12 protein-coding genes are annotated in these 12,444 nt (G+C 45.5%); 4 read left to right on the forward strand and 8 right to left on the reverse strand.

Features of this window, described 5'->3' with window-relative positions; all coding sequences use genetic code 11:
• Positions 1–28: 28 nt before the first annotated feature.
• Complete coding sequence (locus tag IW644_RS13375; protein WP_269918016.1) at positions 29–817, reverse strand: SGNH/GDSL hydrolase family protein; 789 nt, start codon at positions 815–817, stop codon at positions 29–31.
• 79 nt (positions 818–896) lie between these two features.
• Between IW644_RS13375 and hemN the strand changes: the two genes are divergently transcribed.
• Positions 897–2,273, forward strand: a complete 1,377-nt coding sequence (hemN, locus tag IW644_RS13380) for an oxygen-independent coproporphyrinogen III oxidase (protein ID WP_269918017.1) — start codon at positions 897–899, stop codon at positions 2,271–2,273.
• Positions 2,274–2,275: 2 nt separating this feature from the next.
• On the opposite strand, the gene IW644_RS13385 is transcribed toward hemN, so the two are convergent.
• The 7 genes from IW644_RS13385 to moaB form a co-directional block, all read right to left on the reverse strand.
• A complete protein-coding gene (locus IW644_RS13385; RefSeq protein ID WP_269918018.1) occupies positions 2,276–3,487 on the reverse strand; it encodes an ATP-binding cassette domain-containing protein in 1,212 nt (403 codons plus the stop codon).
• A gap of 1 nt (position 3,488) precedes the next feature.
• Entirely contained in the window at positions 3,489–4,184 is a 696-nt protein-coding gene (gene modB / locus IW644_RS13390; RefSeq protein ID WP_269918019.1) for a molybdate ABC transporter permease subunit, read from the reverse strand.
• A 2-nt stretch (positions 4,185–4,186) separates the two neighbouring features.
• Complete coding sequence (gene modA, locus IW644_RS13395) at positions 4,187–5,413, reverse strand: molybdate ABC transporter substrate-binding protein (protein WP_269918020.1); 1,227 nt, start codon at positions 5,411–5,413, stop codon at positions 4,187–4,189.
• Positions 5,413–5,886, reverse strand: a complete 474-nt coding sequence (locus IW644_RS13400; RefSeq protein ID WP_269918021.1) for a molybdenum cofactor biosynthesis protein MoaE — start codon at positions 5,884–5,886, stop codon at positions 5,413–5,415. The genes modA and IW644_RS13400 overlap by 1 nt, the downstream gene beginning before the upstream one ends.
• A 2-nt stretch (positions 5,887–5,888) precedes the next feature.
• Positions 5,889–6,137, reverse strand: a complete 249-nt coding sequence (locus IW644_RS13405; RefSeq protein WP_269918022.1) for a MoaD/ThiS family protein — start codon at positions 6,135–6,137, stop codon at positions 5,889–5,891.
• Between the two features lie 153 nt (positions 6,138–6,290).
• Positions 6,291–6,770, reverse strand: a complete 480-nt coding sequence (gene moaC / locus IW644_RS13410; RefSeq protein ID WP_269918023.1) for a cyclic pyranopterin monophosphate synthase MoaC — start codon at positions 6,768–6,770, stop codon at positions 6,291–6,293.
• Positions 6,767–7,273, reverse strand: coding sequence for a molybdenum cofactor biosynthesis protein B (moaB, locus tag IW644_RS13415; protein ID WP_269918024.1), 507 nt, complete (start codon positions 7,271–7,273; stop codon positions 6,767–6,769). The genes moaC and moaB overlap by 4 nt, the downstream gene beginning before the upstream one ends.
• A gap of 124 nt (positions 7,274–7,397) precedes the next feature.
• Here moaB and IW644_RS13420 point away from each other — a divergent pair, with 124 nt between their 5' ends.
• The 3 genes from IW644_RS13420 (at position 7,398) to IW644_RS13430 (ending at position 12,441) form a co-directional block, all read left to right on the forward strand.
• Complete coding sequence (locus IW644_RS13420; protein WP_269918025.1) at positions 7,398–8,168, forward strand: HesA/MoeB/ThiF family protein; 771 nt, start codon at positions 7,398–7,400, stop codon at positions 8,166–8,168.
• A gap of 91 nt (positions 8,169–8,259) precedes the next feature.
• The gene (locus IW644_RS13425) at positions 8,260–9,378 is read left to right on the forward strand and encodes a succinylglutamate desuccinylase/aspartoacylase domain-containing protein (RefSeq protein ID WP_269918026.1); all 1,119 of its coding nucleotides are present in this window, start codon (positions 8,260–8,262) and stop codon (positions 9,376–9,378) included.
• A 741-nt stretch (positions 9,379–10,119) separates the two neighbouring features.
• Entirely contained in the window at positions 10,120–12,441 is a 2,322-nt protein-coding gene (locus IW644_RS13430) for a molybdopterin cofactor-binding domain-containing protein (RefSeq protein ID WP_269918027.1), read from the forward strand.
• The last annotated feature ends 3 nt before the right edge of the window (positions 12,442–12,444 follow it).

Genomic DNA, 12,444 nt, shown 5'->3' on the forward strand with positions numbered 1-12,444 from the left:
CAATTATTTTCGTTGTCGCCTGTCAGTTTTAAAACGTCTTTTTTGAACCGTTTATATCGGCATGGTGAATGGGTGTGATCTTATCTAAAGCCAGGCGCGCCCAAATCTCATAGCCCTTAGAAGACGGATGAAAGCCATCTTCAGCCATTAAGCCGCTTCGCTGAATATCGGCAACAGTACCACCTAAGTTAAGCGCGGTAACATACAATATTTCTGCGTTAGAACATGCTGTTACGGATTTAACCAAAGCTTGGTTTAAAAGTAGTGCTCGCCAGCCCAACAGTGCGCGCAAAGGTTGCGGTAGCGCTGGAAAGCAATGAATAGGAGGAAGTGCAGTAAACACTATTCTTTTACAGCCAAATTTGTGCGTTAAAAGTGTACTGATGGCATCAATATTTTGCTGCCATCGCATTAGTGACACAAATTTAGTGACATCGTTAACACCTATAGAAATAAGCGCAGATGAGAAGTTTTCGCAGGGGAGATCTCTCAGAAGACTAAGCACATCTTCGCTTTTAAACCCTGTTTTGGCATACAGCGATACTCGGGCTGGTCCAATTTGACTAAGGCTCGAATACAATAAACCAGTTAGCGCGCCCTGTTGCGTTAAAGCGCCTACGCCAGCCGCTGCAGAATCACCCACCACTAGTAGATTAGTGAGGGGTAACAACGAACCTTCTACTGAAGCTAGTACACGCTCTCCTTCAGGTTCTGGCAGCACAGTGGTCTTTTTTCGCACCCACAGCGCCTGAATCAATACAACAGGGGAAAGTAAAACAATAGCTAGGTTTAACGCCAAAACTTTGAAGTAGATCAAATCATATACCTAAGCAATCACATAAACTAAAACCATAACGCTCAATTCGCGCCATATACCTAAAGACAAGTGCAAACATATGACTCACGCTATCACTGTACAACACCAAGCCGTATCGACAATTACCAAATATGCGCTTAATGCTCCTCGTTATACGTCTTATCCCACTGCACTTAAGTTTGAGCCATTGCAAATTGACCCGTTGCCACAAGCATTAAACATTTCTAAAGCACCTGCGGTGAGCCTGTACGTGCACATTCCGTTTTGCAAAACGCTATGTTATTACTGCGGTTGCAACAAAATGGTAACCCGTCACAATGAGAAAGCAGACGAATATTTAGACTATCTAGAAAAAGAAATTTTGTCTAAACGTTATTTAACAGAAGGTAGGCGCGTGGTTTCACTCCATTTAGGAGGCGGCTCTCCGAGTTTCCTAAGCAAGACGCAACATACCTATTTAATGTATCTGCTTAAAAAACATTTCACGTTTGAGGCAGGGGCTGAGCTATCTATAGAATTAGACCCTAGGAACATAGATAAACGCTACCTTCAAAATTTAAAATGCTTAGGTTACACGCGCATCAGCTTTGGCTTGCAAGACACCGACTACAACGTACAGAAAACGATTAATCGCGTGCAAAGCACATCGCACATTGCCGACTTAGTGTTTGAAGCGCGCTCGCTTGGTTTTGACTCAGTTAATTTGGATTTAATATACGGTTTACCAAACCAATCAATAGACACATTTTCATCAACTATTGCCGCTACGAAAGCCATGATGCCAGACCGCATCTCGCTTTTTAGCTACGCACACCTGCCTGAACGATTTGCCGCGCAGCGCAAATTTGCGGAAGAAACACTACCAAGCAGCGAAGAAAAAGCGTCGTTATACGACCTTGCCGTTAAAAGCTTTACGAGCATAGGTTACGAAATGATTGGCCTTGATCACTTTGCCTTAAGCAAAGATTCATTAGCCATTGCCAAAAATAAAGGCTTACTTCACCGTAACTTCCAAGGGTATACCTTACGTGGCGACGCTGACCTTATAGGGTTCGGCGTGTCAGCCATTAGCACCGTAGGTAATGCGTATGCGCAGAATGCTAAAGATCTAAAGGAATACTATAGCCGATTAGACAACCACCTACCCTGCTCAAAGGTTGGGCTTTCACTTACCGTGGACGACCTCATACGCAGAGACGTAATTTCTAGCCTGATGTGCAATCTAGTGGTTGTTAAACAAATTGTTGAAAGCAAACACCACATCAAATTCGATGAATATTTTGCTTCAGCTTTAGATAATCTTGCAGAGATGAAACAAGATGGACTTATTGAAATCACATCCGAATATATTCGAGTGCCAGAATCAGCACGCATTTATATTCGGGCTATCTGTGCGCGTTTCGACGCCTACTTGAATAGAAGTGAAACGCTGAGTAGCTACTCCAGGGCCATCTAAAATTAAGGCAATTTGAAACGCGCAATAACCTGCATACCTTTTACAAGATTAAGGCGCTCAAGGGAAATACAGCTAATGCTGGCGTAGAGGATCTGGCTGCTATCGAGTACATTGAGCGTTAGCAATACTTTGGCGCTTTTTGCAGTAACTCGCTCAGTTTGAGTGGTATTGGCAGAGTCTTCTGAAGAGCTAAGCGGAAACGATACATGCTCGATACTAGATATAGCGCACGGCAACGCATTTAAAATACTACTTGTACTAGCAGTACCTAATTCAGTGATGTTGGTATCGATACTTACATCACAAGATTTAACCGCAAACCGAACCGGAATCTGCCCATCGCTTGTCTGGGGCAAATAAGACAAAGATTCTGCAGTAACGTATATCTCTTGCCCCGCTACCGTAACTTGCTCAATTCCGTTTTCCGACTGACACGGCTCGTTGCTTTGTAATGGCAAAACACTTTGACTTTGCTGCGTATCGCTACCCTTTTTGGGGTCGATATCGGTATTTTGCGACCGGTTGTTATCGAGAGCTGTGTTTGGTGATACAGCTTTAACCCCTTCAAGCACGCTAGACGGTGTTGCAAATCCTTCTTTTTCAAATACTTGAGTCAATACCTCGCGAGTTTTTCCACAAAGCTCAACATGGCCTCTATCAATATAAATTAGTTCGTCACTGAACAAGGCAAGATCGTCTAGGTCGTGAGAGATTACAAAGCATATTAGCTTCTGCGACACACACAAATTTTTCAAAAACTGGTAAATTTTGCGCCGGGTGAAGATATCAATTGCGCTTAACGATTCATCTAGCAATAACACATCAGGGCCGTTTACCAAGGCTCTCGCGATCGCTACCCGCTGCGCTTCTCCACCAGAAAGTGCTTGAACCGGTTTGTCGATTAAATGCTCGCTGCAGCAACCACGCAAACTCTCTTCAATAGACAGCGCATTCAAGCTTGCGTGGCGCTGTGCTAAGGCCAAGTTGCCACGCACATCGGTGTGGGGAAATAACATGGGTTGCTGAAACACGATACCAACTTTTTTAGCATCCCATGGGGTTTGCACTTTTGCGCTTTTTTCTACGCCAGCTAGGGCGCGGAACAGGCTGCTTTTTCCCGCACCTGATGGACCGGTAACCCCAATGAATCGGCTTTGTGGCTGCAATGAGATTTGTGCGTTAATGCGATTTGGTAGTAGCGCAGATATTTGCATGTTAACGCGCCTTATCACTACGGGTGACACCGTTAAAACGATAGAGCGCCGCGAGCATCACGAATGAAAAAATCAACAGGGCCAACGCAAGGTTGTGTGCACTGCTATATTCCAGCGCTTCTACCTGCTCATATAACGCGATAGACAGCACTTGCGTTTCACCAGGGACATTGCCTCCTATCATTAGTACTACTCCAAACTCGCCAATGGTATGGGCAAAGCTTAAGCCTAATGCCACTACAATGGGCGCTTTGCTTAAAGGCAGTACTATTTTTATAAAAGCTTCAAAAGCCGAAAACCCCAGCGTTTTTGCCACATCTAAATAACGGTTATCCAATTGTGAAAAGCCGCTGTACAAAGGCTGCAGAGCAAATGGAAGGGAATAGATGACAGACCCCAATACCAAACCTTCAAAGCTAAATGCTAAATTGCTACCCGTTAGGCTTTGCCATCCCTGCCCCAATGCATTTTGCGGCGAAAAAGCAATAAGCAGATAAAACCCCAGCACAGTAGGCGGTAGCACTAACGGCAATGCAAGCACAGACATAACCAAGGGCTTAGCCTTGCTCTGCCAGTTCGCTAAAAACCACGCTAGTGGCAATGCGATTAACAGCAACAAACCACTAGTAATAAAGGCCAGCTTTAAGGTAAGTAATATGGCCTCAAGTGTCGATGCCCCGAAGAATTCTGTGAGCATACTTAGTTACCGACACCTGATGCATTTGTGGGTTCATAACCCCACTCAATTAAGCTGTGCTGCACCCCTTGCGACATTAAATATTGGACAAACAGGCTTGGTGATGACACACCATCAGCGTCAGCCAAATTAAATGGCCTTGTTGTTTCAACGTGGTTTTTGTGAGCAGGCTCGTCAACTTGCGTTGTTGCCGTTGAATTTGTAATTGGACGTGGTTCGAACAGATTCGGCGATAGTGAAGCTGCTGTTTTACTGTTAACCACCAACGACTGAACAATGGGTTGGTATAAGGTTTCTGGTACTGGAATGATAACCGTGGTGGCCTCAGCAATTTCGGTTTTACCGGTAGTTATGAAACTTGAAGGTAAATTTGTAGGCAAATCTAAAGCTAATGAGTAGGCAACGAACGCCCCTTTTACGCTGCCTGTGGTATAAAACTGCAAAGTTTGTAGCACGTTTTTACCCATTACTCTGTGGGGTAAAAACTGTCGCCATAGAGACAAGTTCTGCAGCGTCTGCTGTGCTGCGTCACCATAGGGCGCCAATTTAGGGTTCGCGATAGCTATCTTGTTTTGTGGGTTTTCCATTAATTGAACAAGCTGCCTCGACAAGCAATCGGTAAGCTGAATGTTTAGTTGTTCAGCTGTGTCTTCCGTCGTTGATCCCGCGATTTCCCTGCAATTTGTTTCGCTAGATGTCTTACTAGATATTTCATTGAATGCCTGACTTGATAAGTCGCCAGCATAGACAAACGCCAGCTTGCCTTTAGCGTAATCCACCAGATTGCCGTGGTGCACTAAGTTATTATCAACCAAGGCTTGCGGCCGAGCGCGATCTGCAGATAGAAAAACGTCGAAGCTAGCACCATGTTGAATTTGCGCATACAAAGTACCGCTAGAAGATACGGTTACCGCGACTTCTATACCGGTAAGCTCGGTAAACTGCTCGGCGATATTTTTAAGTGGTTTTGCAAAGTTTGCTGCAACGGCTACGTTGATTTTTTCATCGCGTTTGAAATTTACTGGCTGATTTTGCTTATCGGCACTAATAACGTCGCCGTCAATTTCAGCGTGACTGCCCACCTCAAAATCACTCGCATGCATTGCTGAACTGGAAAAAGTCGTAACGCTTGGGGCTACACTTGCGCTTGCACTAGCATTGGCACTCACCAAAATAAGCATGGCCAAGTAAACAAAGCTTGAAAGTCGCATTGCTAAAGAAAAAAGCATTACTTTTTATGCATCCACTTAAGTGCGGCTTTATCGTCAGACGCTTTTGCCGCAACCCATTCAGATTTATCGCCCTTGAACTCTTTCTTCCAAAGGGGAACTGATTGCTTAAGCATGTCCATTAAGTAGCAGGCAGCGTCAAACGCCGCCTGGCGGTGGGGAGCGGCGGCACCTACCCATACAATTTGTTCGTTGTTGTGTATACGCCCTACTCTATGCAGTGCGCCAGCACTGTTAAGTGAAAAGCGTTCGCTCGCTTTTTCAACAAGAAGCATTAACGCTTTTTCAGTCATACCGGGATAATGCTCTAACTCGATGCCGTCTATGTCGCCAGAATTATTATAATCACGCACTAACCCAGTAAAAGTAACAATCGCGCCTGTATTGCCGCACGCCTTTTCGTCTGCCGACTGTTTCAGCCTAGCGTAAAGCTCTCCTTGGTCGAAATCTTCTACTTGAACTAGTGCAAACATAGCTAGCCCCCCGTCACAGGTGGAAATAGTGCCAGCTCATCGCCGTCGCTGAGTACGGTTTGGAGGTCGCAGAGTTCTTGATTGCAGGCAGTTAGCACACTGCCCTCTAGGGCCAATGCCCACTTGTCACTGCGCGTCTTAAGCTGAGATATTACGGCTTCAATCGTGCTGTTATCACTTAAATTAAGCGCGATGTTGTCCTCTCCCGTAATCTCTCGGGTTTGTGCGAATGTTTTTACCGTTACCTGCATGCTTTGCCTGTTATCTACTTTGTTAACGTCGCTTGGTGTGCGCTGATTAATCTTTCCAAGCCTCGAAAATACATTAAACCTAGAGTAGGTTGCCCATTAAGCGGACGTACACTTTTTGTACGTTTCTTTAAAGGTCGCTACTTTGTATGTGAACTAGATGTCAGACTTCCAGTGGCCTGTCTTACCGCCCTTTTTTTCCAGTACCCGTACCCCTTCCATATGCATAGCTGGGTCAATGGCTTTACACATATCGAACAAAGTTAACAGCGCCACATTTACACCCGTGAGCGCTTCCATTTCAACGCCGGTTTTACCGCTTAGCTTACAATAGCAGGTGGCTTTAATCCGGTTTTGGTCGGGCTGAATGTCAAAGTTTATATCCACCTTTGACAGTGCCAGTGGGTGGCAAAGAGGAATAAGATCGGCGCAGCGTTTCGCCCCTTGGATACCTGCTACTCGGGCAACAGCGAATACATCCCCTTTTGCAATTTTCGCTTCAGAAATTTGGCGAATGACGTCTTCGCTTACGTACAAGAACCCTTCTGCTGTGGCCTCTCGCTTAGTAATATCTTTGTCGCTAACGTCTACCATATTAGCTTCGCCGCCAGCATTTAGATGGCTAAAGGTACTCATGCTTCCACCAAATGCTTTACGAAGTTACACGGTCTGAAATCGGCATCAAGTTGGCTAGCAATAATCTTTTCCCACGCCGTGCGGCACGCGCCTGTTGAGCCTGGCAGACAAAAAACAACCGTATTATTAGCAAAGCCCGCAACCGCGCGAGACTGAATGGTTGATGTACCAATCTCTTCATAGCTAATTTGACGGAATAGCTCACCAAAGCCGTCGACTTCTTTATCGAACAATACGCTAATGGCCTCTGGCGTTGAATCGCGATGTGTAAAGCCTGTACCACCAGTAATTAATACCGCGTGAATGTTCTTGTCGGCAATCCACTTCGAGACCACAGCGCGTTGCTGATAAATATCGTCTTTCACCAAATCGCGTTTGTAAAGGTTATGGCCAACCGAGGTAAGCGCCTCTTTCAAGTAGTCTCCCGACTTGTCGTTTTCAAGAGTGCGCGTATCTGAAATAGTGAGTACGGCAATATTAAGGGGTTGGCTGACAACTGACATATGAAATCCTAATTTGATATGCGACATTTTGGCGGTTTTTGATAAAGTACCAGCCAAAATACTATTTGGTAATCACTTTATAAGGGTGCATGCCATGAATTCAACAACTAAGTTGCTATAAACTATGTCTAAAAGCCTAACTCATCAGCAGGCTATGCGCTATAACCGCCATATTGTGCTTCCTAAAGTGGACCTAGACGGACAAGAAGCGCTGCTAAACGCCAATATTTGTATTATTGGTATTGGTGGGCTTGGCACCGCTGCCGCCACTAGCCTTTGCGCCAGTGGCGTAGGTTCCCTGACGCTTATCGACCACGACACTGTTGAGGCAACTAACTTGCCAAGGCAAACCTTGTTTAGCGAGCAAGATGTAGGAGTAAATAAAGTAGAAGCTGCAAAAGCGCGGCTTACTGCAATAAACAGCGACTGCGACATTACCGTAATGGCAGAACCGTTTTCGGCGCCGAACACTACTGAGCTGTCACCAGCGTTAAAACAGACCATAGAGCGTGCCGACGTAGTATTAGATTGCACAGACAATACAGACTCGCGAGATTTAATAAATGTATTGTGTTTTAAACTAAATACGCCGCTGGTATCGGGCGCAGCCATTCGCTTTGAAGGCCAGCTTTTCGTAGCTATACCCGGTGAAAGCCGCTGCTATGCATGCTTGCGAACGCTATTTGAATCACCCGATTTAAGCTGTGTTGAGGCAGGTATATTTTCGCCAGTAGTAAATATTGTAGGTACTTACCAAGCAATGCTAGCGATGCAAGTATTAATGGATTTCGATAATATTCCTAAAAACACGTTAATGACCTTTGATGCGCTTTCGCATGAATGGCGAAATTGGAAACTACCCAAAGGTGTGGACTGTGAGCTATGTGCTTGCTAACTATACGTACTTTCGCAACATTAATGATAAAAGCTGTGTTTAAAAGCAGCATATTTAAACAAAGAACAAGACAGAAAATAGGTTGATTTAAATGACAACCCAAGTAGTAAAAAAACACATGGTAGTTGCGCAAAATGCGTCTGGCCGTAACATGAACGTGCCAATTTATCGAATGAAGGGCGCGCGCCCTGGCCCCACCGTGTACATTCAAAGTTCTATTCACGGCGCTGAAGTACAAGGTAACGTGGTTATTTACCATCTTATACAGCGCTTAAAAAACATGGATATTTGCGGCGAAATTATCCTAGTGCCCAACTGCAACCCCATTGGTACTAATATTAAAGCCGGTGAGTACACATTAGGCCGGTTCGACCCTGTGAACGGCACAAACTGGAACCGCGGCTATTTTTTCGATAAAGAAGCAGTTGAGCATTTCGCCAAAACGGTAACCCGCGAAGAGTCTATTGAAGGCATAAAACAACGTTTTCGTGCGCACCTTTCCAATGCTATCGACAACAAACTGGCTGAACCCTGGGGTTTAGGCTTGGCGCAGCAGCTAAACCTAAAACTACAACAAATGGCGGTGAACGCCGACTTTGTACTAGACCTTCACAACGGCCCGGTGTCTACCCGTCACGTTTATATTCCCGAATATGCCAAAGACAGCGCCAAGCTATTTAACATCCCCCACTGTATTTTTATACCTAACGTATTTGCAGGTGCACTGGACGAAGCGACGTTCTGCCCGTGGTGGACACTGCAAGAAAGCATAAAAAGTAATTTAGCGCGTGAGGTAAGCTTTAACGTTGAAGCCTTTACCCTTGAAATGGGTAGCCAAGAAGTGATCGACTTTAACGAAGGTAACATAGACGCCACCAGTATTCTTAGCTACCTAAATGCCAAAGGCGTGCTGCACGAATGCGATATTAAACCGAAAGCAATGCAGCGTTTAGGCGTGTATTTAAAAGACTATAAAACCCTATTTACTAACTGGGGTGGCATGGTGGAGTACATGGCAAAACCAGGCCAAACCGTGAAAAAAGGCGAACCGCTGGCGCAAATTCTCAATATTGATGATCTCGACACCGACAATGGCAGCAGAACGCTAAAAGCACCTTGCGATTTAATTCCTATTTTGCACTTCCCTTCAGCTTCGGTATTGAGCGGAACGCAGTTGTATAAGGTGTTTACGAATTATAAGGAGTTGTAGGTTTTTTATGCAAATTGCATGGAGTAAAACTTTATTACAACATGGTTGATTAGGGTATGTAGATACGGCTCACACAAGCTGCTGGTTTGTTCTTTGAATTAATTCCTGTCGTTCAATACATTAAATTTAACGGCAGAAGAGTGCCTTAAGCTGCCCATCGCACAAAGGCACTTCGATGGCTGCAATGAGCGTAAAGCAGACCTTGATGCATAAGTTACAAAACATGCGAGAGCTTTAGCATGCAATATGCTGAGGCAAGAACTTCCACAAATCTCATTTTGAGTTTAAGCACCACAGTTCAGTTCACTTACTTATCTTGACGACAACTCATTTCATATTTTCTTCAAAACACCTATCAGGAAAACGTACCAGACTCAAATACAGCTGCCACTATGCCTAGCCTATAGCGTTAATGTTTCTTATGCTCTGTCCTCAAACAGTGCCGGCATGTTAATGGCAACCAGCAATGCCCAGTCGGATAGTTATCCATTAGCCAGCACGGGCCGTGGTGAGCTTCTGCCCTTTTGATCAAGAAAATCGCGTTCGCAGTGAGTAAAGTCGCTATTACAATAAGGGACCCCCCCTATTTAGCATTATTTATTATTAATGTTTAATAAAGTGCACGCAATGTTAACATCTCATTAACTTTTATTTAGCAGGCTGCAAATAGCTACGTTAAACAAACGAATTTTCTTAAGCTGAAGTTAACGATTGAAGATCTTGATCTGAAACGGAGAATTTATGACAAAAAGCAACCATGCAGAACAAATAGAGGCGATTACCTCCTCACAGAAACATGATCAATCCGGTAGTGATGACGAACACGTTGTCGAGTTAGAAAACACCGGACGAAGAAAGTTTATTGGTTACATGCTTAAGGGTTCGAGTTTTGCTGTTGCGTTACATATAACTAGCGGAGCTATACGTCCTCAGGATGCCAACGCCCGGTTGTTAGGAATACCGGAACTTGCAGATGAACTGGATTTAACAGATCTGTTGCTTATCTCAGGTGACCCTTTCTACTACGATTATCTAATTAAGATAACGAGTGACAACCGTGTCCGTTTTGAGCTTCCAAGAATGGAAGTAGGGCAAGGTATATTAACTGCTGCAATGATGATTCTTGCAGAAGAGCTGGACGTTGAAATGTCTTCCATTGATGCGACTTTATCTCCGGCAGAAATCAGACGAGCGACTGGTCAAATTACAGGGGGCTCTCACGCCGTAACCTCTCTTTGGGATCCTTTGCGCAAGGTCGCGGCAGCGCTGTTACATAAGATAAAATTATCAGCCGCAGTGCATTTTGGGATTTATGTGAACGACATTAGCACAGAAAATGGCTTTGCAATTGGTCACGATGGCAGCCGCATTGCTTACTCTGAGCTCACCGCAGGTGTTGAGGGACGCAACGATGCAGCTCGACTGGCAAAGCCTAAAGACCCGTCTCAATACAAAATTATCGGTACGCCGCAAAAGCGGGCTGACGCGCGCGATATTGTTACCGGAAAACTAGATTTCGCGATGGATCTTGACATACCAGACGCGATGCCCACTTTGGTCGCTAGACCACCAAGCTTAGGTGGTTTCGTGATCACGTTTGATGATTCTGAGGCAATAGGCCTGCCCGGTGTCCTTGCTATCAAAGAAGTTCCGTTGGATGTTGATGCAAATTCCTCTGGCGTGGCCGTTGTTGCGCGTTCCTTTGGCGAAGCTTTTCGGGCGCGGGATGCACTTAAAATTTCATGGAGTGTGGGTGCTGCCGAACATCTATCTGACGCCGAGGTCATTGAGCAGTTACGTGCGATAAACCTGCCAACCTTACCTAAAATTCCTCTGGCTACCGATTCGGTTGGCGGCGAGTTCATCTTTCCTTATTTGGCGCATGCCCCTATGGAAACCATGACAGCAGTTGCCGATGCAACCGGCTCAAAGATCAGGGTATGGACTGGCGCCAAGACGCCACTTGCAGCACAAGCCAAAATTGCGCGTGAACTTGGAGTCTTACCCACTGACGTTGAGGTGAATGTAATTCAGAGCGGCGGCTCATTTGGCCGTCGCTTATTTTTTGATGCAGCAGTTGAAGGCGCGCGTATTTCACAAATTGTAAACCGCCCCATCAAACTTATGTTTACCCGACAGGACGACACAAAGTTTGGCCGCGCACGACCGCTCAGCTTGCACAACGTAAAAGCGACTTACAATAGAGGTTTTTTAATTGGTAAAAAAGTGTTGTCGTTTGACCATCGCGCTGCGACCGCTGAATTGGATCTCGAACATGGCTTTGGCGACGGTATTACTGCATTGGGAGGAGAATTAGCTCCTGCTGCTTTCAGCCAGACAGTCTGGCACTCAACGCAACTAGTGCAATATAAGTTTGGTGTAACTTCCCTGCTACTAAACGAAAAAAAATTCGTTGTGCCAACCTCCTCTTGGCGCGGCATCTACTCCGGCACAGCTGCCGTCGCAAACGAGATAGTTGTTGACGAATTGGCACGCGCAATGAACAAGGACGAATGCCAGTTCAGATTACAAATGCTTGATGATGAGCGCTCTAAAGCTGTTCTGCGGAAAGTTTCTCGAGAGGGCAAGTGGGGAAGGAGAATGAAAAAAGGACGTGCCCAGGGCCTCGGGTTACATAAAGAGTATAAGTCTCGAGCCGCAGTACTTGTTGAATTACAAACGTTCAAAAATCCGGAGAAAGAATGTAAAGTCACTAAGATTGTTGTTGCGCTGGATGTGAACCGAGTATTGAATCCAACCGGCCTAGAGGCGCAAGTTATCGGTGCGGCAACCGACGCCATTACCTATATGATTCGCACCAGTTTACACCTCGACAATGGCGCAATACGCGAGAGCAGTTATGGCGATTTTGAGATTGCTCGAATGCGCAACACGCCACCAAAAATTGAAGTGCACTTTATGCCGCCTAACGGAGAAACACCGGGAGGTGCAGGCGAGTTGGTAGTGCCTGCGGCGGCAGCGGCGATAGCCAACGCATTTGCCAGGGCGACGGGTATCGCACCACGTCGTTTTCCACTTCGTGACTTCTATCCAGAGGGTTAATTC

The sequence above is a fragment of the Alteromonas sp. PRIM-21 genome, from assembly GCF_027563165.1.
Taxonomy (GTDB): Bacteria; Pseudomonadota; Gammaproteobacteria; order Enterobacterales; family Alteromonadaceae; genus Alteromonas; species Alteromonas macleodii_A.

Excerpts from the sequence above, each read along its gene's own strand:
- hemN (WP_269918017.1), top strand. The coding sequence starts at position 897 with ATGACTCACGCTATCACTGTACAACACCAAGCCGTATCGACAATTACC.
- IW644_RS13385 (WP_269918018.1), bottom strand. The coding sequence starts at position 3,487 with ATGCAAATATCTGCGCTACTACCAAATCGCATTAACGCACAAATCTCA.
- modB (WP_269918019.1), bottom strand. The coding sequence starts at position 4,184 with ATGCTCACAGAATTCTTCGGGGCATCGACACTTGAGGCCATATTACTT.
- modA (WP_269918020.1), bottom strand. The coding sequence starts at position 5,413 with ATGCTTTTTTCTTTAGCAATGCGACTTTCAAGCTTTGTTTACTTGGCC.
- IW644_RS13400 (WP_269918021.1), bottom strand. The coding sequence starts at position 5,886 with ATGTTTGCACTAGTTCAAGTAGAAGATTTCGACCAAGGAGAGCTTTAC.
- IW644_RS13405 (WP_269918022.1), bottom strand. The coding sequence starts at position 6,137 with ATGCAGGTAACGGTAAAAACATTCGCACAAACCCGAGAGATTACGGGA.
- moaC (WP_269918023.1), bottom strand. The coding sequence starts at position 6,770 with ATGAGTACCTTTAGCCATCTAAATGCTGGCGGCGAAGCTAATATGGTA.
- moaB (WP_269918024.1), bottom strand. The coding sequence starts at position 7,273 with ATGTCAGTTGTCAGCCAACCCCTTAATATTGCCGTACTCACTATTTCA.
- IW644_RS13420 (WP_269918025.1), top strand. The coding sequence starts at position 7,398 with ATGTCTAAAAGCCTAACTCATCAGCAGGCTATGCGCTATAACCGCCAT.
- IW644_RS13425 (WP_269918026.1), top strand. The coding sequence starts at position 8,260 with ATGACAACCCAAGTAGTAAAAAAACACATGGTAGTTGCGCAAAATGCG.
- IW644_RS13430 (WP_269918027.1), top strand. The coding sequence starts at position 10,120 with ATGACAAAAAGCAACCATGCAGAACAAATAGAGGCGATTACCTCCTCA.